At 36.7% G+C, this 18,569-nt stretch carries 22 protein-coding genes; 18 read left to right on the forward strand and 4 right to left on the reverse strand.

Going from position 1 to position 18,569, the window contains the following annotated elements; all coding sequences use genetic code 11:
* The first annotated feature begins 137 nt into the window (after positions 1–137).
* The 5 genes from NST91_RS14225 (at position 138) to NST91_RS14245 (ending at position 5,209) form a co-directional block, all read left to right on the forward strand.
* Complete coding sequence (locus tag NST91_RS14225; protein ID WP_341331671.1) at positions 138–1,166, forward strand: ABC transporter permease; 1,029 nt, start codon at positions 138–140, stop codon at positions 1,164–1,166.
* Complete coding sequence (locus NST91_RS14230; protein ID WP_341331672.1) at positions 1,141–1,935, forward strand: ABC transporter ATP-binding protein; 795 nt, start codon at positions 1,141–1,143, stop codon at positions 1,933–1,935. Before NST91_RS14225 ends, NST91_RS14230 begins: the two co-directional genes overlap by 26 nt.
* A 225-nt stretch (positions 1,936–2,160) precedes the next feature.
* Positions 2,161–3,906 (forward strand): carbon starvation CstA family protein, encoded by a 1,746-nt coding sequence (locus tag NST91_RS14235; protein ID WP_341331673.1) that lies wholly within the window; start codon positions 2,161–2,163, stop codon positions 3,904–3,906.
* A 71-nt stretch (positions 3,907–3,977) separates the two neighbouring features.
* A complete protein-coding gene (locus NST91_RS14240) occupies positions 3,978–4,241 on the forward strand; it encodes a cory-CC-star protein (protein ID WP_341331674.1) in 264 nt (87 codons plus the stop codon).
* 14 nt (positions 4,242–4,255) lie between these two features.
* Positions 4,256–5,209, forward strand: a complete 954-nt coding sequence (locus NST91_RS14245) for an ArsA family ATPase (protein WP_341331675.1) — start codon at positions 4,256–4,258, stop codon at positions 5,207–5,209.
* 34 nt (positions 5,210–5,243) lie between these two features.
* Here NST91_RS14245 and NST91_RS14250 read toward each other — a convergent pair whose 3' ends face one another.
* Positions 5,244–5,444: a hypothetical protein gene (locus NST91_RS14250; RefSeq protein ID WP_121448684.1), complete on the reverse strand. Its 201-nt coding sequence runs from the start codon at positions 5,442–5,444 to the stop codon at positions 5,244–5,246.
* Positions 5,445–5,623: 179 nt separating this feature from the next.
* Between NST91_RS14250 and NST91_RS14255 the strand changes: the two genes are divergently transcribed.
* Positions 5,624–5,917 carry a DUF6509 family protein gene (locus NST91_RS14255; protein WP_121448702.1) on the forward strand — a complete coding sequence of 98 codons (294 nt, stop codon included), beginning with the start codon at positions 5,624–5,626 and terminating at the stop codon, positions 5,915–5,917.
* An 89-nt stretch (positions 5,918–6,006) separates the two neighbouring features.
* Positions 6,007–6,939 (forward strand): manganese-dependent inorganic pyrophosphatase, encoded by a 933-nt coding sequence (locus NST91_RS14260; protein ID WP_341331676.1) that lies wholly within the window; start codon positions 6,007–6,009, stop codon positions 6,937–6,939.
* 47 nt (positions 6,940–6,986) lie between these two features.
* On the opposite strand, the gene NST91_RS14265 is transcribed toward NST91_RS14260, so the two are convergent.
* Entirely contained in the window at positions 6,987–7,577 is a 591-nt protein-coding gene (locus tag NST91_RS14265; RefSeq protein WP_341331677.1) for a guanylate kinase, read from the reverse strand.
* 307 nt (positions 7,578–7,884) lie between these two features.
* Between NST91_RS14265 and desA the strand changes: the two genes are divergently transcribed.
* The 10 genes from desA (at position 7,885) to NST91_RS14315 (ending at position 16,796) form a co-directional block, all read left to right on the forward strand.
* Positions 7,885–8,922, forward strand: coding sequence for a Delta(5) desaturase DesA (desA, locus tag NST91_RS14270; RefSeq protein ID WP_341331678.1), 1,038 nt, complete (start codon positions 7,885–7,887; stop codon positions 8,920–8,922).
* Between the two features lie 257 nt (positions 8,923–9,179).
* Positions 9,180–10,313, forward strand: a complete 1,134-nt coding sequence (locus NST91_RS14275; protein ID WP_341331679.1) for a sensor histidine kinase — start codon at positions 9,180–9,182, stop codon at positions 10,311–10,313.
* On the forward strand, positions 10,310–10,909 hold the full coding sequence (locus tag NST91_RS14280; RefSeq protein ID WP_341331680.1) for a response regulator: 600 nt from the start codon (positions 10,310–10,312) through the stop codon (positions 10,907–10,909). Before NST91_RS14275 ends, NST91_RS14280 begins: the two co-directional genes overlap by 4 nt.
* A 93-nt stretch (positions 10,910–11,002) precedes the next feature.
* Positions 11,003–11,176 carry a twin-arginine translocase TatA/TatE family subunit gene (locus NST91_RS14285; RefSeq protein ID WP_440273469.1) on the forward strand — a complete coding sequence of 58 codons (174 nt, stop codon included), beginning with the start codon at positions 11,003–11,005 and terminating at the stop codon, positions 11,174–11,176.
* A 129-nt stretch (positions 11,177–11,305) separates the two neighbouring features.
* Complete coding sequence (locus NST91_RS14290; RefSeq protein ID WP_341333539.1) at positions 11,306–13,063, forward strand: sulfatase family protein; 1,758 nt, start codon at positions 11,306–11,308, stop codon at positions 13,061–13,063.
* 382 nt (positions 13,064–13,445) lie between these two features.
* Positions 13,446–14,285, forward strand: a complete 840-nt coding sequence (gene pgoN / locus NST91_RS14295; RefSeq protein ID WP_341331682.1) for a glyoxal/methylglyoxal reductase — start codon at positions 13,446–13,448, stop codon at positions 14,283–14,285.
* A 129-nt stretch (positions 14,286–14,414) separates the two neighbouring features.
* Positions 14,415–14,864 (forward strand): MaoC family dehydratase N-terminal domain-containing protein, encoded by a 450-nt coding sequence (locus tag NST91_RS14300; RefSeq protein ID WP_341331683.1) that lies wholly within the window; start codon positions 14,415–14,417, stop codon positions 14,862–14,864.
* Positions 14,861–15,265, forward strand: coding sequence for a MaoC/PaaZ C-terminal domain-containing protein (locus NST91_RS14305; protein ID WP_341331684.1), 405 nt, complete (start codon positions 14,861–14,863; stop codon positions 15,263–15,265). The genes NST91_RS14300 and NST91_RS14305 overlap by 4 nt, the downstream gene beginning before the upstream one ends.
* Before the next feature lie 169 nt (positions 15,266–15,434).
* Positions 15,435–15,872, forward strand: coding sequence for a histidine utilization transcription antiterminator HutP (hutP, locus tag NST91_RS14310; protein ID WP_121448695.1), 438 nt, complete (start codon positions 15,435–15,437; stop codon positions 15,870–15,872).
* A 108-nt stretch (positions 15,873–15,980) separates the two neighbouring features.
* Complete coding sequence (locus NST91_RS14315; RefSeq protein ID WP_341331685.1) at positions 15,981–16,796, forward strand: nucleotidyltransferase domain-containing protein; 816 nt, start codon at positions 15,981–15,983, stop codon at positions 16,794–16,796.
* Between the two features lie 22 nt (positions 16,797–16,818).
* Here the strand turns inward: NST91_RS14315 and NST91_RS14320 are convergent, their stop codons facing one another.
* Positions 16,819–16,974 carry a hypothetical protein gene (locus NST91_RS14320; protein WP_165918300.1) on the reverse strand — a complete coding sequence of 52 codons (156 nt, stop codon included), beginning with the start codon at positions 16,972–16,974 and terminating at the stop codon, positions 16,819–16,821.
* A gap of 162 nt (positions 16,975–17,136) precedes the next feature.
* Positions 17,137–17,265: a hypothetical protein gene (locus NST91_RS14325; RefSeq protein ID WP_309099552.1), complete on the reverse strand. Its 129-nt coding sequence runs from the start codon at positions 17,263–17,265 to the stop codon at positions 17,137–17,139.
* 188 nt (positions 17,266–17,453) lie between these two features.
* On the opposite strand from NST91_RS14325, the gene NST91_RS14330 reads away from it, so the two are divergent.
* Positions 17,454–18,569 carry an NAD(P)/FAD-dependent oxidoreductase gene (locus tag NST91_RS14330; RefSeq protein WP_341331686.1) on the forward strand — a complete coding sequence of 372 codons (1,116 nt, stop codon included), beginning with the start codon at positions 17,454–17,456 and terminating at the stop codon, positions 18,567–18,569.

Here is an 18,569-nt window from a genome sequence, read left to right on the forward strand (position 1 = left end):
ATTTCTTCGTTGGCTTGTTTTTGCGTTCCTCACGTATCAACTACATACGTTCCGGTACTCAAAACTTCGCCGCCTCGAACTTCTTGGTCCTTTTCATCCTCCTTTTTGAACAGTACTTAAAGAAAGGATGATTCAACATGTTTACAGCATTATTTGGGGCATTTGAATCAGGAATCATCTATGCAATCATGGCAATTGGTGTTTACCTGTCCTTCCGTATACTAGATTTTCCAGACTTGACGGTCGACGGCAGCTTCGTTACAGGAGCTGCTGTTTCCGCCATTTTGATTACGAATGGAGTAAATCCTTTTATCGCAACACTTTTTGCCCTTGTTGCTGGATTTATTGCTGGTAGTATTACGGGATTACTACACACGGTAGGAAAAATTAATGCATTACTAGCTGGTATTTTGATGATGATTGCCCTTTATTCAGTCAATCTTCGAATTATGGGTAAATCAAATGTTTCATTATTAAATATAGATACAACTTTTACAAACGTATCTGATATATCTGCATCACTAGGATTAGATTCATTGTTTAATTCAATGTTAACAGCATTCGGTCTTGGAGATAGCCTACCAAAGACCTGGGGCATTTTATTATTTATGATTGTTGTTACACTTGTGATTAAGTTTTTAATTGATCTTTTCCTACGAACAGAAATCGGTCTTGCAGTGAGAGCTACTGGAGACAACAAAAAAATGATTTCCAGCTTTTCTGCTAATACAAACTTAATGACGATTCTTGGATTAGGTCTATCAAATGCGCTTGTAGCATTCTCAGGATCACTCATTGCACAACAAGGTGGTTTTGCCGATGTTGGAATGGGTATTGGGATGATTGTTATTGGTTTAGCATCCGTTATTATTGGTGAAGCCCTTTTTGGTGCCAAAACGATTGCACGAGCAACACTTGCAGTAATTGGTGGTGCTATTATTTATCGTATCGTTGTATCCTTAGCATTAAGAGTTGAGTTCCTACAACCTGGAGATATGAAATTGATTACTGCCATCATCGTAATCATTGCACTTGTCCTACCAAAAATTCTTGAAGGAACAAAAGAGAAGAGCAGACGAGCAAAACGACAACAACTTGTACGAATGAAAAACGTACCTTCAGAAAGCGAGGGTGAAGCAAGTGCTACACTTAAATCAAATTCATAAAATCTTTAATGAAGGTACACCCGACGAAAAGATCGCTTTGGATTGGACCAATCTACAGTTAAAAGAAGGCGATTTTGTAACTGTAATTGGTAGTAATGGTGCTGGTAAATCAACATTAATGAATGTAATATCGGGCGTGCTCATACCGGATGCTGGCTCAGTTAATATTGCTGGAAAGGATGTTACATTCTTACCAGAACATAAACGGGCTAAGCTTATTGGGCGTGTATTCCAGGATCCAATGGCAGGTACTGCGCCAAATATGACCATTGAAGAAAATCTTGCAATGGCATATTCACGAAATAAAACGCGGACCTTACGAAGAGGAGTAACAAAAAACCGCAAGGACTACTTTAGAGAGGTTCTCCAATCACTAAACCTTGGATTAGAAAATCGCTTATCTGCAAAAGTGGGATTGTTATCAGGAGGGGAACGACAAGCATTATCGCTATTAATGGCTACCTTCACTGAACCGAAAATATTGTTGCTCGATGAGCACACAGCAGCACTTGATCCAGCTCGTGCAGAGTTAATCACAAACTTAACCAAAGAAATCGTCGAAAAATACAATTTAACAACATTAATGGTCACACATAATATGCAGCAAGCTCTAGATTTAGGGAACCGTCTGATCATGATGGATAAAGGACAAATCATATTAGAGGTTAATGAACAGGAAAAAGCAAATTTAACAATTGATCAATTACTAAATGAGTTCCAACGAATCAGAGGCGCGAAAATGACAAATGATCGTGCATTACTTTCATAACGAACAAAAAAGCCCGCGAAGGAGCATAAACCTTTCGCGGGTTTTTGCATGTCCATAATAGAATTGAGTAAGCGTTTTGAAATAATATTACTACTATTTTTGTCGTTTTTTGAATATATTGATTTTTTAGATAATGGTATTGACAACGCTTACAATAGGCCATTAACATATAAATGAGCATTAAGGTTCAATACCACTAATAAAAATTGTATTGGAGGGATTAGCTTGAGTGCAATATGGTTAGCAGTGTTTGGTACTATTGTTTTTATTTTAGGCTATCGTTATTATTCAAAATTTGTTGCTGAAAAGATTTATCGCCTTGATCCAAATTTCGTTACACCTGCCCACGAGTTTAACGATGGTGTTGATTTTGTACCAACTAAGAAACATGTTTTATGGGGGCATCATTTCACTTCTGTTGCAGGTGCAGCACCTATAGTAGGTCCTGCAATAGCTGTTTATTGGGGCTGGGGACCTGCGTTATTATGGGTTGTGTTAGGGACTGTTTTTGCTGCAGGAGTACATGATTTTGGTACACTTGTCCTTTCAGTCCGAAACAAGGGGCAGTCTGTAGGTACACTTGCAGATAAATTGATCGGAAAAAAAGCAAAGCTCTTATTTTTATTTATCATTTTGATCTTGGTGTTGATGGTAAACGCTGTATTTGCATGGGTAATTTCAAATCTCTTTATCAAATTTCCGGCAAGTGTCATTCCTGTATTTATTGAAATACCACTTGCCATTTGGATTGGGTATGCAGTTTACAGAAAAAAAGGAAGTATGTTACTGCCATCCATTGTGTCACTCATTATCATGTATGGTTCAGCCGTTCTAACAAGTAAGATTCCTGCATTACAAATTGATCTTGTAAGCTATTTTGGAGGAGCAGAAGCTACGACATTATTTGGTCTAAGCGGAGTTTCTATGGCATTCTTTGTTTGGATTGTTATCCTAATGGTATATTGCTATTTTGCCTCGACACTACCTGTATGGAAATTACTTCAACCGAGAGACTATATCAACTCTCACCAACTCGTAATTGGGTTAGGAATAATGTATTTGGGGCTTGTATTTTTAAATCCAGATGTAACAGCTCCTATGATGAATCCGGATGCAACAGATAAATCATGGTTACCACTCATGTTTATCACCATTGCCTGTGGTGCAATCTCTGGCTTCCATGGACTTGTATCTTCAGGTACATCATCAAAGCAATTAGATAAAGAGACTGATGCTCGCTTTGTAGGATATTTTGGTGCTGTAGGGGAAGGATTCCTTGCCTTAATATCAATCATTGCTTGTGTTACTTTGTTTGCAAATGCTGGAGACTTTAAAGCAGCATATAGTAGTTTTGCAGCAGCGAATTCTGGTGGACTAGGAAACTTTATTTCAGGTGGAGCACAGTTAGCTACGGGGATAGGTATTCCTGCCGATATTGCAGCCACGATTATTGCGATAATCGTTGTTAGCTTTGCTGCAACAACGTTGGACTCGTCTGTCCGTTTAATGAGATATATTATTGCAGAGCTAGGAGCTGAATATAAGCTTCCTACACTTCAAAAAGCACATATTGCTACAACAGTTGCTGTTGTTACGAGTGCCGCGTTAGTACTTTTACCGAAGGGACCTAACGGGTTTGGTTCTGGTGGATATGTATTATGGCCATTGTTTGGAACCTCTAACCAGCTATTGGCGGCTATTAGTTTAATGTTAATTTCTGTATGGTTAAAACGACTAGGTAGAAATTATTTAGTTACTCTTATCCCAATGCTTTTCCTGCTTGTCATGACCGTCTGGGCAATGGTCCAACAAGTTATATTTGACTGGGCAGGTGTAGGAGGTACCGATACCAATTTACTATTATTTATTCTCGGAAGTATCATTTTAATTTTTGCCGTATGGATTGTATTAATTGCATTTAAAGAATTAAGTAATAAGGATACACCACATAATATTGATTCAAAGATGTAGATACCCGTTTGAAAAAGGAATCCTTGATGTAGAGGGCTTCCTTTTTCACTTTATGTAAAGAAGGTGAAAGAATGAAGGGAATAGAAGCATTGAAGAGAATGCTCCAATTATATGATGAGATTCTTTCAGTAAATCATCGTACAGAAATTGCACGAGAGTTAAGAAATGAAGATGACCTTTTCTTACTTCTATGTTTATCTGAAACTCTCGGACTCCCAAACCCTGCTTTTTACTATACATTGGAGCTTTATCCTTATATGCTTGAAAAATTTCATGACTGGCATTTGCGAATGGGGATGGAGAAATCTCCGCTTACAGGCATTCGCTGTTGTTAAATGGAGGGAACAAAATGATTGGAGATAGAAAGATTGTATTTGTTGGTGGAAAAGGAGGGGTAGGAAAGTCAACGAGTGCTGCAGCATTAGCAATTTTACATGCCCAAAATGACCATAAAACCTTACTCGTATCGACCGATCCTGCTCATAATGTCGGGGATATTTTTCACAAATCCTTGAAGAACCAAGCCCTTGAGGTATACCCGGGTATGGATGCAATTGAAATTGATCCAGAAATTGAATCTAGAAAATATATTAAAACCGTAAAAGAAAACATACAGGTTGTAGTTAGTTCACACATGCAAGATGAGGTTAATCGGCAAATTGATGCTGCTAGTTCCTCCCCAGGGGCAGAAGAGGCGGCCCTATTTGATCGTATCGTTTCTATCATTCTCGATGAAGGTAGACACTATGATACAATAATATTTGATACGGCACCTACTGGACACACAATTCGATTACTTACTCTTCCTGAATTAATGAGTGTTTGGATTGATGGAATGCTCGAGAGAAGAAGGAAGAGAAATGATACCTATACACAGTTGTTAAATGACGGCGAACCAATTGATGATCCTATTTATAAAGTGTTGCAGAGAAGGAAAGAACGCTTTAGTGCTGTAAGGGAAATCATTTTAAACAAAGACATAACTGGGTTTATTTTCGTCCTTAACCCAGAGAGACTGCCAATCATCGAAACAGCAAATGCATTAAGATTACTAGATAGGCATGATATAAGAGTCAATACACTGTTTATTAATAAATTCTTAGCGGAAAATATCGATGGGGAATTTCTGAAAAAACGCAAGAATAATGAACGAGAATATATTTCAAAAATTGAACAAGAATTTCCAACTCAACAAAAATTTTATATCCCTTTATTTGAAACAGATATAAACTCAGTTAAGTTGCTAGAGAATTTTGCAGAACATATTAAAAGAAAGTTCGCTACGCAATCAAAATATGAATAAAAAAACGGCCGCTTAATAACGAAGCGGTCGTTTTTTATGCTGTAGATTGACTTCCACGAAAATGATTTTTCTCTTTTTCCAGTTCCATTGCAGACACGATATAAGCAAAGCCATTTAACATAAAGATGACAACATTCGATTGTACTCTTTCTGTTTCCCCTAAATACGTATTCATCAAGATAATACCGGAGTATAATATGACAAAGAATAATGCGATTTTATTAAGTAGCGTCATTTAACAACAACTCCTCTTCCAATGGGATATAATAATATTCTATTTATTCAAAGGATGTCCTATGTGTCAAATGTATAAGGTTCCCAAAAACACGATGAATGAGGACAATTTTTTCACCATTAAGGAAAGAATGTGTATAATAGGTACGGACTCAATTCAAATGGAAGGGTGGAAAATTTATGAATATTACTGGATATACGGTTGAAAAATTAAAGGATCCTACTGGGATTTTAGAAGGTGAGCGATACGAGTTCTTTCTAGACATTGAAGTACCAGAGGATGATGAATTATATTCTGAAAATGGAATTGAATTAAAAGTGATTTATGCGGTTGACACAAATAGTGAGCGAATTGCCCAATATTATTTTTATGAAAAAAGTACTCAAAAAGTGCTTGATTTTGAACTTGAGGAAGATGAAGAAACAATTGTGAAAGAATTTTGCAAAACACATTTAGAGGAAGAAAATGAATAAAAATGGCCAAAATTGTTTAATCTCTACGAATCTTTGTGTAAAATGAGAGAGTACATCATACATATTAAGCAATAAGGAGTAATGAATAAATGGAAAAAGTACTTGTATTTGGTCATAAGAATCCAGACACTGATACAATTTGTTCCGCAATCGCATATGCGGAATTAAAAAAGAATCTTGGTTTGAACGCTGAACCAGTTCGCTTAGGAGAAATAAACGGTGAGACTCAATATGCATTGGATTATTTTAAAGCAGAAGCACCTCGTTTAGTGGAGAATGTAGCAAATGAAGTTCAATCCGTAATTCTAGTTGACCATAATGAACGTCAACAAAGTGCCGACGGACTTGAAAATGTAAAAATCAAAGAAGTAATCGACCATCATCGTGTTGCAAATTTTGAAACTAGTGATCCATTATATTTCCGCGTAGAGCCTGTTGGTTGTACAGCTACAATCCTTAATAAGCTATATAAAGAAAATAATGTAGAGATTACAAAAGAAATTGCTGGTTTAATGCTATCTGCAATCATTTCAGATTCACTCCTATTTAAATCACCAACTTGTACAGACGAAGATGTAAAAGCTGCGCGGGAACTAGCTGAGATTGCAGGTGTCGATGCTGATAACTACGGTCTTGAAATGTTAAAGGCTGGTGCTAATGTGAGTGACAAAACAGCCGAGCAATTAGTTTCCCTAGATTCTAAAGAATTTTCAATGAACGGTAACAAAGTTCAAATTGCACAGGTTAATGTTGTGGACCCTCAAGATGTTCTTTCAAGACAGAGTGAGCTAGAGGAAGTAATGAATCAACAAATCAATGATAACGGCCTTGATTTATTCTTGCTTGTGATTACAGACATTCTAAACAATGATTCTGTAGGGCTTGCAGTGGGTGCAAAAACTGAAGCAGTTGAAAAAGCATTTAATGTTACACTTGATAACAAAACTGCCGAATTAAAAGGTGTTGTATCTCGTAAGAAACAAGTTGTTCCAGTACTTACAGAGAGCTTCAATAGCCTATAAAATCATAAAGCCCTAAAGAGTTTAGTGCCTCTTTAGGGCTTTAATTTTTAATAATCATCCGAAATTAATTGTCTATCTAAATAGGTTTCAATCATCTCACTTATCTGATATGAGACCTGAGGTAGATCATAGTTTTCGTACACATGCTCACAAGCAGACCTATAGTCCATTGTCTCACTATAGTGTTTCATATGGCGCTCAATGTCCTCAGGGCTATCCCCACGTTTTATCTGGCGTTCTAGTACAGTATCTCGATCAGCATAAACAAAGATACGAACTGCTTTATCTCCATACATTTCCTTCAAAAGATCTGCACCTTCAGGGTTTAACGTTAAATAAACTACCTTATGCTTCTTAAAAATATTTACAATATCAATTTCACGTATTCCATAAAAGTGTCCATCAATTTCAACACTCTCTAGAAATTCTTTTTGCTGCATCATTTGGCGAAAGGTTTCTTTACTTACAAAGTGGTAATCTTCTCCGTTGTTTTCAAAAGGGCGGGGGCTTCGAGTTGTGAATGAGGGAACAGTCTGCATATCAAATGCTGTTGCAACCATCTTTCCTAAAGTCTTTCTGCCAGAACCATCTGGGCCAGTATAAATGAAAATCCTCTCACTGTCTTTTAATCTGTACATAGGTTTCCTCCTTTTAAAAGAATTTTTTAGAATGAATATTAGTTTAAATATTCTGTTTTTTAAGTATAGCATAAAAAATGTTTTTTAGCCCAAAATTGAATGTTAATTTTTTGTGTATTTTAAATTTTTGTACATGGTATATGACATTTATCATGTATTTCACATGACACCTATGTCTAGTGCAAATCTTTATTCTTTTGTAACATTGGAAATGTAGAAAACTGTTGGCGATTTGTCAGCAATTTCCTCATTAAATTTAAAAATCTGACTAAAATATGAAATGAGAATTTAGAAAGGAAAGGATTAAATGAACAAATTAGATCAAAGAAGCTTACGTAAACAAGTGGCACCATTTGAAAAATCAAACCTAAAGGCAAGTGTATTGCAACTTTGTAATACCTTAATACCTTATCTTGGATTATGGGTTCTTGCCTATTATTCATTAAACATTTCTTATCTATTGACACTTGTAATTGGCGTAGTTGCAGCGGGGTTTCTTGTCCGAATTTTTATCATTTTCCATGACTGTTGTCATCACTCTTTCTTTAAAAATCGCACAGCAAATAAAATCGTTGGAACGATTACTGGGATATTAACATTATTCCCTTATAGTAAATGGGGGCATGACCATTCTGTCCACCATGCAACAAGCTCAAATCTTGACAAACGTGGTACCGGAGACATTTGGGTTATGACAGTTGAAGAGTATTTGGAAGCATCTGCTTGGAAGCGTCTGTGCTACAGAGTTTACCGAAATCCATTTGTGATGTTTATTTTAGGGCCAATCTTTGTATTCCTAATTGAAAATCGTTTTAACAGAAAAAAAGCAAAAAAGAAGGAACGTTGGAACACGTATATTACAAATTTAGGAATCATTACACTCGCTGTAATAGTAAGTCTGATAATTGGTTGGCAGGCATTTTTAATCGTTCAAGGAACTATTTTTATGGTTTCAGGGATTGCAGGTGTTTGGTTATTTTATGTTCAACATACATTTGAAGATTCCTATTTTGAAGAAGATGAGCATTGGGAGTATGTAAAAGCTGCAGTTGAAGGAAGCTCTTTTTATAAGCTACCAAAGCCATTACAATGGATAACAGGCAATATCGGGTATCACCATGTGCATCATTTAAGCCCACGAGTACCGAATTACAAACTAGAAGAGGTACACAATCAAACTGAACCACTTCAAAAGGTACCAACAATCACTTTAAAAACAAGCTTAAAATCACTTAAATTCCGTTTGTGGGATGAAGAAGAAAAAGTGTTTGTAGGCTATGGAAAAATTAAAGAAATGGTTGCCGAACAAAAAGAGATTAAAAAGATCCCCAGCTTAGAAAAATAAGCTGGGTTTTCCTATTAACTTTATTCAGCGAGTATGCTACTTCATCATTATGCTGTAGTATGATTTATTTAAATCTAAACATTTCAGTGGGAAAAACCCGGCTGAATAAAGTTAAAGCCTCCGGCGGATGCCACGATTTTTCAGATGTAATTTTTCGAGCTTGCTCGAAAAAAATCGGGCTCAAATACGCCATGGGCGCATTTGATTATGCTATGATAAAATACAAAATAATCTTGAACTAAATGAGGGTAAGTTCTATGAAGAAATACTCACTTTTTCAAAAATGGTCAGGAGTTTCACCTTATATTTGGGCAGTAATTAGCATCCTGCCGTTTTATTTTATCTTTCAATCGTCATCGACGCCGGAAATAATTACTGGCATCATTCTAACGGTCATCTTTTTCATTTCACTCAGATTTGCCTTTATCTCAAGAAAATGGCCCGTATATCTTTGGACGTCAATCCTAATCGGGATTTCATTAACCATGTCAATTCTCTTTGCATTTATTTATTTTGCTTTTTATATTGCATATTACAATGGACACATCAAGAACCGCGTAGCCTTTTTAACGTTGTACATCATACACCTTGTGGCTACAACATTTTCTATAAATTACAATCTCGTATTACAAGACGAAGTGTTTCTTTCCCAATTACCATTCGTTATTATTATTTGGATCAGCGTAATTCTATTACCATTTAATATTTATAACAAAAAGAAACAAGAGAAACTCGAGGAACAACTAGAGGATGCAAATAAACGCATTGCGGAACTTGTCAAACAAGAAGAACGTCAACGGATTGCCAGGGACCTTCATGACACGTTAGGACAAAAGCTTTCAATGATTGGCTTAAAAAGTGATTTGGCTAGAAAACTCATTCATAAAGACCCAGAAAAAGCTCGTCATGAATTAAAAGATGTGCAACAAACAGCACGGACGGCTTTGAATGAAGTTCGAAAAATGGTCTCACAAATGCGTGGTATCCGTATTAATGAAGAAATTGTTCGAGTTCAACAAATATTAAAAGTTGCGGGAATAGAATTTGAGTATATACAGGACAACTCTCTGAAAGATGTTTCACTATTTTACGAGAACATCATCAGCATGTTGATTAAAGAGGGCATCAACAATGTTGTCAAACATAGTAAAGCAAGTCACTGTAAAATTGAAATAGCCCAGATTGAAGATGAAATCACTGTCATGATCGAAGACAATGGGATTGGTAAGAATCCTACTAAAGATATGGTTGGTGGTCATGGACTTCAAGGGATGCGAGAACGTTTAGAGTTTGTAAATGGTAGCCTTGAAATCCAGTCAACTGATGGCACAACATTGATTATTAAAATTCCAAATGTACGAAAACAGGTCGAAGTGGAGGGACTTTTATGATACGAATCATAATTGCTGAAGATCAACGAATGGTTCTTGGGGCGCTTGGTTCACTTTTAAACTTAGAGGACGATATGGAAGTTGTTGGAATGGCAAGTAATGGACAAGAGGCGATTACCCTGGCGAAGGAGCTCAAGCCAGATATATGCATGATGGATATTGAAATGCCGCTAAAAACCGGTCTTGAAGCTGCTGAAGAATTAAAGGAAACGGATTGTAAGGTTATTATATTAACTACCTTTGCGCGTACTGGGTATTTCCAACGTGCATTAAGGGCTGGTGTGAAAGGGTACCTCCTTAAAGATAGTCCCAGTGATGAATTGGCAGATTCGATTCGTAGTGTGATGAGTGGAAAACGTGTCTATGCCCCTGAATTAATGGATGATTTATATGCAGACGAAAATCCATTAACAGAGCGTGAACGAGAGGTACTAGAGCTTGTGGCCGACGGTAAAAATACAAAAGAAATTGCCGATGAACTTAGTATTAAAACAGGTACTGTCCGAAATTATATTTCTACTATCTTGGATAAGCTCGAAGTCAAAAATCGTATCGAAGCCATCACTCAATCGAAAGAAAAAGGCTGGTTTAAATAAAAATGACGTGTCTTTTGTGAAAATTTAATTGAAAAAAGGTTGGAGTAGGACTAAAATAAGGTTGCAATACATTTCGTTTAGGGTGGAATGAATATGGGAAACCTCGGTTTCGGAGAATTAGTAGTAATCATCTTTTTTGCATTACTTGTATTCGGACCTAAGAAACTACCTGAGCTTGGCAAAGCTGCGGGCACAACACTTCGCGAATTTAAAAAAGCAACAAAAGGCATCCTTGATGATGACGATGTTGAAACAAAATCAAAATAAGAAACATGCAAATGAGAGGTATTAGCCTCTCATTTTTATATGGGTAAAATTCACTAGTTTGTGTAAACATCCTCCTCAACCATAACATATAATATCCATAGTTTGGAACAAGGAGGAACACAAGTGAATATGAAGGGCATTGACAAGCCACAGAAAAAGCGGAGACTTAATTTTTTGTTTTTTATTGTGGATGAGCAGCGTTTCCCAACCGTTTATGAGGATGAGAAACTTAAAAAGTGGTGTGAAGAAAATCTGATAACCCAAAATTTATTACGAAAGAATGGGTTAGAATTCTTGAATCACTATATAGGAAGTACTGCTTGTTCTCCAAGTAGAGCCACCCTCTATACAGGACAATATCCATCCTTACACGGACTGACGAAAACGATTGGAGGAGCGGCTGAAAGTTTTGAACCAGATGTCTTTTGGCTTGACCCCAATGCTGTCCCTACATTTGGTGATTTTTTTCGAAATGCTGGATATAAAACCTTTTGGAAAGGAAAGTGGCATACAAGTGTTGCAGATATTTTAATACCTGGTACACACTCTTCTCTGCAAAGCTATAATCCTTCCACGGGAGTACCAGACCATAAATTAGAACAACTCTATCTGGATGCGAATCGTCTAGATGACTTTGGATTTTCCGGTTGGCTTGGGCCGGAGCCACATGGTTCAGACCCTCGTAACTCAGCATCTTCTGCAGCAATCGGTACAAAAGGTCGTGATGAGGTTTATGCAAGGGAAGTTGTTGAACTCATTCAATCACTTGAACAGGAAGCAAGTGAAGAGCCATGGCTAATTGTTTCTTCATTTTTGAATCCACACGATATCACATTATATGGAGAACTTACTGCACATTCACCTTTATTTAATTTTGAACTAGACCCAACTCTTCCGCATATTCCACCAGCCCCTACAGCAAATGAATCGCTCGATACTAAACCTACTGCCCAAAAAAGCTATCGTGAAACCTATCCAAAGACATTCCAGCCAACGAGAGATAGTCTTTTTTACCGAAAATTGTATTACTCCCTTCAGAAACAAGTAGATTCGGAGATGGCAAAAGTTTACGATGCTCTAAAGCACTCAAGCTTTTATGAGGATACCGTTGTCATCTTCACCTCTGATCATGGCGACATGCTTGGTGCACATGGCGGATTGTTTCAAAAATGGTATAACACGTATGAAGAATCCATTCATGTTCCATTTATCATTCATAATCCTAAACTTTTTCCTGAAAGTAAAACAACCACCATGCTAACAAGTCATGTTGATATTCTTCCAACATTATTAGGTTTAGCTGATATTGATGTAAATAAAACACAGAGGGAACTAAAAAAGAATCATTCAGAGGTACATTCCCTTGTTGGACGTGACTTAAGCCCTTTAGTTAAGGGGAACTCACAGTTTTTGCGAGCAAATGAGCCGATATATTTTATGACAGATGACGATGTTACACGGGGACTTAACCAAATAACCTTTGCTGGCAAACCCTATGAATCTGTTACTCAACCAAACCATATTGAAGCAGTGGTTGCCTATATGGCAACGGGTTCACATCGAGAAAACGAACTTTGGAAATTTACCAGGTATTTTGACAATCCGCAATTTTGGAGTAATCCTGGGGTTGAAGACAAACAGACAACAGTAGAGAGTGAGGTTGCAGCAGGGGAAGACGTGACAATTACTGTGTCAAAAGTAACAACAAAAACCGAACCACTTCCTGACCAATTCGAACTTTACAACCTGACGAAAGATCCATTGGAACAAATAAATCTTGCACATCCGCAGAATGCAACAATTGAATCAAAACTTGTGCAATCACTGCTTTTAAACCTATTAAATGAGCAACGTAAACAAAAGCGTCTTACACCTACACATAAATAAATGAAAAGGTTCTCTCCTGATTAGCAATCTATGGTAAAATGTAGAAAACTATATTTGGAGGGGACTTTTTGGATAAAAGTAAACTCTTATTTTGTATTTTATTCGTATTTTTTTTCTTTCTTTATTTTAAAAGTATACAGTTTGTATTAACTATTTTGCCATTGGGTGTCCATGGTCTACATTATGTCGCATTTTTATTCTTTGGACCATTGATTCTTCTTGTTTTTTCTATCATTTCTGCACAAAAACTTACTAAATTCTTTATTCCTAAATAAACCAGACTTTCATTTTTTTCTATAAATAAAAGCCTTTACATTTGAAAAATCATTTAACGTGTGAGAAACTGTTAATGGTAAATTTTTCTCAAACGAGGAGGAGCTATATGGTCAAAAGTCTTCAGGATACAACAACATTACATAATGGAGTAAAAATGCCATGGTTTGGCCTAGGGGTTTTTAAGGTACAAGAAGGGCAAGAGGTTATTGACTCTGTCAAATGGGCAATTAAGCATGGCTATAAAAGCATTGACACTGCAGCTGTTTATAAAAATGAAGAAGGTGTTGGACAAGCAATTCGTGAATCTGGTATTAACAGAGAAGATTTATTTGTTACTTCAAAGGTTTGGAACAGCGACCAAGGATATGAATCTACACTGCAAGCTTACGAAACAAGCCTACAAAAATTAGGTCTAGACTACTTAGACTTATATCTGATTCACTGGCCAGGAAAAGACAAGTATATTGAAACATGGCATGCCTTAGAAAAGCTATATAAAGAAGGGCGTGTACGTGCAATTGGTGTTAGCAATTTCCAAGTACATCATCTTGAAAATCTTATGAAAAATTCAGAGATTACGCCAATGGTGAATCAAGTTGAATACCATCCACACCTAACACAAACGGAATTGCATGAATTCTGTAAAAAGGAAGGTATTCAGTTAGAAGCTTGGTCTCCACTAAAACGAGGAGAACTACTGAATGATCCAACATTGTTAGAAATCAGTCAAAAACACAATAAGTCAGTAGCACAAGTCATTTTACGCTGGGACCTTCAAAACGGTGTTGTTACGATTCCAAAATCAATTAAAGAGCACCGCATACAAGAAAATGCAGATGTTTTTGATTTTGAACTTTCACATGAAGATATGGAAAAAATAAGCGCGCTCAACAAAAATGATCGTATAGGCTCACATCCTGACGAAATGACAACCGGATTTGAGTGATTTGATAGAAAGCCACACTGATTTTACTGTGTGGCTTTTATTCATACAACTTATATTATCTGAAATTTCAAAATAAAATATAGTTATGTAAAAAGAAAAAACAATAATTCTACAAAAGGGGTGTTGTAGGTGCTAAAAGAGTTTATCGGCAAGCAATCAGTAAAAGTGAAAAATGTTATTGAAAGAGGAGCGGTCAAAAAATTTGCTGTGGCCATTGGTGATGCTCATCCTATTTTCATTGATGAAGAGTATGGGAAGGCTTCCAGATATAAAACGAATATTGCACCACCAACATTTCCTAGAGTCTTAGAATTTGGAAGGATAGAAGGGCTTGTCTTACCGGAAAAAGGGCTTATCCATGGTGAACAAATTTTCAACTATGAAAGGCCAATACGTGTTGGCGAAGTGATATATTGCTATTCAAAGGTCGAAAACTACGTTGAGAAAAAAGGTTCTACAGGGTCAATGGGTTTTCTAACTATTAGTGAAAATGGAGAAGATGTAAAAGGCGAGCTCATCTTTTCATCTAAGATAATCGTAATTATCACAGAGGCGGTTAGAAAGGAGATGTTGGCATGAATTCGTTAATAAATATTCAAATCGGTGATTCACTACAAAATCTCCAACTTCCGCCAGTCTCTAGGATGGACCTAATAAAATATTCTGGTGCATCCAACGATTACAATCCAATCCATACTATCGATGATGAAGCACATAAGGCTGGGTTACCAGGTGTAATTGCACATGGTATGTGGACAATGGGAAATCTAGCAAAACTATTTACACCTTTTTATGAAGAAGGCTATATTCAAACCTATTCCATCCGTTTTCGGAACATGGTGTTTTTGAACGATGTGATAACTTTAAAAGCCACATTAAAAGAAATTAATGAAAACGTGCTAACTTTTGATGTTGCTGCATACAATCAGCATGACAAGCATGTAATCAAAGGAAATGTCATTTTTATAAAATACAAGTAAACCCATTTACAAATGGGTTTTTCATCATTCCCCCATACTTTAACAAGGTAGATTATTACTATACTAATATACTAAATTTTACCAAAACCATTGACAATGGATTTAACTCAAGTTTACAATAATAAGAGGATGATAGATAAGAAAATTCAGAAATTAGAGGTTCTTAGTTATGAGTCAAAAAATAGCAATTGGGAAGATTGCTGTACTATTAGCTACATTGACAGAAAAAGAAATGGAAACTTTATCATTTACGTTGAAGGATGTTAATTACTGCCAAGGAAAAGTCGGATCGATGAACATGCAGAAGGTAATTGCTGCTGTTGAAACAGCTGCAAAGCGGCATGGCCTTATACACGAGTCGCAGTATCGTGAAACCCACGCCTTGTATCACGCAATAATTGAAGGAATCGAAGGGGTAACAAGGGGGCAAACGGCAATAGGCGAAATCAGTCGAACAGTCGGTCTACGATTCGCCATCGTCCGAGGTACTCCTTATACCAATGAGGAAGAGGGAGAATGGATAGCCGTTGCTTTTTATGGAACAATTGGTGCGCCAATTAAAGGACTTGAACACGAAACAATTGGTCTTGGGATTAACCACATTTAGAGCTTATAGGACATGGAAAGTTTTATGTGCACGTAAAATGAGAATACTACTTACTAAAGGGAGATGACAAGAGCATCTCCTTTTCTTATGAAAGGAAGGGGTGTCATATTGGAAGAACATATTGTAGAGATTCTTAATCAAATTGAAAAAGAATACAACGTTAAAATTCTTTACGCTTGTGAATCTGGAAGCAGAACTTGGGGGATTGCAAGTGAAGAAAGTGATTATGATGTTCGTTTTATTTATATCCATCATCCCGATTGGTACCTTTCAATTGATCAAAAGCGAGATGTTCTTGAAATTCCGAAACATGATAAAGTAGGCATCCCAGTTAATCCATTAGTTGATATGACTGGTTGGGAACTTACAAAGGCACTTCGGCTATTTCGTAAATCTAATCCTGCGCTTCTGGAATGGTTGCACTCGAACATTACTTATTTCCAAGCGTATTCCTTCTTTGAAAGAATTCGACTTTTGGAACCTGCCGTTATATCACCTATTCCCTGCATGTACCACTATGTAAAAATGGCAAAAGGAAATTTTAAAGCTATTCAAGAAAAAGGTCAACATGTTAAAACGTATATCAATGTGATTCGGCCATTGTTGATGGCAAAATCAATTGAAAAATATAATAAAATGGTTAGTCTTGATTTGAATACTCTTGTTGCCGAAGTGATAAATGAGGACAAACTAAAACTGGAAATCGAGAATCTAATAAGAGTAAAGACTTCTGGTCAAAAATTAGTAAACCAATTAACTGAGCTAGACAAATTTATTGAACACGAAATTCATCATCTGGAACGTTATAATACAAAATTAAAATCAAGTACCCTTAATCCGACTGGACTCCTTAATCAACTTTTTAGAGATATACTAACTGAAGTCTGGAAACCTGACGAAACAAGAAATCGTAGCCATGAATAGGGGTAACAAAGTTATCCCTTTCTTATGCAATTTTATTATCTGAATCATCTTCTATTTTTTTCAGATGTGAGTGTCTAACATCCCAATAGTAGACCCTTGGGAGTCCCCAGTGTAGCCAATATTCATGAGCTAAAGTTACTCCGACAAATAAAATCATTTGAATCTCTACTTGTTTCACTATATATCTCCCCCTCTAAACAAGTATACGGACAGATACAGTTGTCCAATAACCTGTATAAAAAGAAAAACCCGTTCCAATAAATTACTAGCTTAGGAACAGGTCAAATATGTACCGGTACGAAAATCTGCGAATGCACTTTACTAAATAAAAGTTGGTTATTTATTTGTTTTTCTTATTTTCACGTGCAGCTTTCTTCCTTGCCTTTTTACTTAAACCTTGCTCAGCGCCAAATTCCGTGTCCATACTATTTGCTCCTGTTTGAGACTGGTTATTTTTCTTTTTAGCCAATTGTCAATCCTCCTTTTAGTTTTTATGTCCGCTGTTTTATACATCTTTCTTTTTTCCTATATTTTACAGCGTCCTCTATATCATAGGTAAAAAGGAAAATAATATACAAATTTCGACAAAAAGATGTTTCTTAAGCTTATTTTTAGTAAAATAATTCACATCTAGAGCATAGAAGGGATTTTGAAATAATGACATCATATCTTGTTATTGGAGCAGGGATACTTGGTTCATCAACTGCTTATCATCTGGCAAAAGCGGGTGAAGAAGTAATCATTGTCGACCGCAAGGATCAAGGTCAAGCAACAGATGCTGCGGCGGGAATTGTCTGTCCATGGCTATCCCAACGTCGAAATAAAGCATGGTACAGTTTAGCGAAAGCAGGTGCAAAATATTACTCCACGTTAATAAGCGAGCTTGAAGCATTAGGTGAGACTGATACTGGTTATAAAAAGGTAGGAGCAATTAGTCTTCATTTAGATGAAAACAAGCTTGATAAAATGGAAGAGCGAGCCCACACCCGTCGGAAAGATGCTCAGGAAATTGGAGAAATTACACGTTTAAACTCCACAGAGACAACCGAATTGTTTCCGCCATTATCTGTAGAATTTTCTGCTGTACACATAAGTGGGGCTGCCAGAGTGAATGGAAGGGAGCTTCGAAATGCATTAATACGAGCTGCCAAGCATTACGGTGCAATTGAACGGAATGGGAGTGCGAGTATCGTAAAAACGGATAAATACGTAATTGGTGTAAAAATAGAAAATGAAATAATTGAAGCCGATAAGATAATTGTAACGGCAGGAGTTTGGGCAAATGATTTACTTCAGCCTCTCGGTATTGATTTTCAAGTTTACTCACAGAAAGCTCAAATCGTTCACTTAGATCTTGAAGATTCAAACACAGACAATTGGCCAGTTGTCATGCCACCAAATGATCAATATATCTTGGCATTTGATGAAGGGAAGATTGTTGTAGGTGCAACACATGAAAATGATAAAGGAATGGACTACAGAGTAACCGCCGGTGGACTTCATGAAGTTTTAGATAAAGCTTTAAATATTGCTCCCGGGTTATCTGAGGGTACGGTATTAGAAACAAGAGTTGGTTTTCGACCATTTACACCTGACTTTCTCCCAGTAATTGGTGGCATCCCTGGCTTCGAAAATCTTTATGCCGCTAATGGACTCGGTGCTTCCGGATTAACAGTTGGCCCATTTTTAGGTAGCGAATTGGCGAAACTTGCCATGGGAAAAACACTTGAAATTGACTTAAGTCTCTATGAGATTTCAGGTGCTATTAAGTAA

It is taken from the genome of Ferdinandcohnia sp. FSL W7-1320 (assembly GCF_038050315.1).
Classification (GTDB): domain Bacteria; phylum Bacillota; class Bacilli; order Bacillales; family Bacillaceae_L; genus Ferdinandcohnia; species Ferdinandcohnia aciditolerans.

Excerpts from the sequence above, each read along its gene's own strand:
- NST91_RS14225 (WP_341331671.1), top strand. The coding sequence starts at position 138 with ATGTTTACAGCATTATTTGGGGCATTTGAATCAGGAATCATCTATGCA.
- NST91_RS14240 (WP_341331674.1), top strand. The coding sequence starts at position 3,978 with ATGAAGGGAATAGAAGCATTGAAGAGAATGCTCCAATTATATGATGAG.
- NST91_RS14245 (WP_341331675.1), top strand. The coding sequence starts at position 4,256 with ATGATTGGAGATAGAAAGATTGTATTTGTTGGTGGAAAAGGAGGGGTA.
- NST91_RS14250 (WP_121448684.1), bottom strand. The coding sequence starts at position 5,444 with ATGACGCTACTTAATAAAATCGCATTATTCTTTGTCATATTATACTCC.
- NST91_RS14255 (WP_121448702.1), top strand. The coding sequence starts at position 5,624 with ATGAATATTACTGGATATACGGTTGAAAAATTAAAGGATCCTACTGGG.
- NST91_RS14260 (WP_341331676.1), top strand. The coding sequence starts at position 6,007 with ATGGAAAAAGTACTTGTATTTGGTCATAAGAATCCAGACACTGATACA.
- NST91_RS14265 (WP_341331677.1), bottom strand. The coding sequence starts at position 7,577 with ATGTACAGATTAAAAGACAGTGAGAGGATTTTCATTTATACTGGCCCA.
- desA (WP_341331678.1), top strand. The coding sequence starts at position 7,885 with ATGAACAAATTAGATCAAAGAAGCTTACGTAAACAAGTGGCACCATTT.
- NST91_RS14275 (WP_341331679.1), top strand. The coding sequence starts at position 9,180 with ATGAAGAAATACTCACTTTTTCAAAAATGGTCAGGAGTTTCACCTTAT.
- NST91_RS14280 (WP_341331680.1), top strand. The coding sequence starts at position 10,310 with ATGATACGAATCATAATTGCTGAAGATCAACGAATGGTTCTTGGGGCG.
- NST91_RS14285 (WP_440273469.1), top strand. The coding sequence starts at position 11,003 with ATGGGAAACCTCGGTTTCGGAGAATTAGTAGTAATCATCTTTTTTGCA.
- NST91_RS14290 (WP_341333539.1), top strand. The coding sequence starts at position 11,306 with ATGAAGGGCATTGACAAGCCACAGAAAAAGCGGAGACTTAATTTTTTG.
- pgoN (WP_341331682.1), top strand. The coding sequence starts at position 13,446 with ATGGTCAAAAGTCTTCAGGATACAACAACATTACATAATGGAGTAAAA.
- NST91_RS14305 (WP_341331684.1), top strand. The coding sequence starts at position 14,861 with ATGAATTCGTTAATAAATATTCAAATCGGTGATTCACTACAAAATCTC.
- hutP (WP_121448695.1), top strand. The coding sequence starts at position 15,435 with ATGAGTCAAAAAATAGCAATTGGGAAGATTGCTGTACTATTAGCTACA.
- NST91_RS14330 (WP_341331686.1), top strand. The coding sequence starts at position 17,454 with ATGACATCATATCTTGTTATTGGAGCAGGGATACTTGGTTCATCAACT.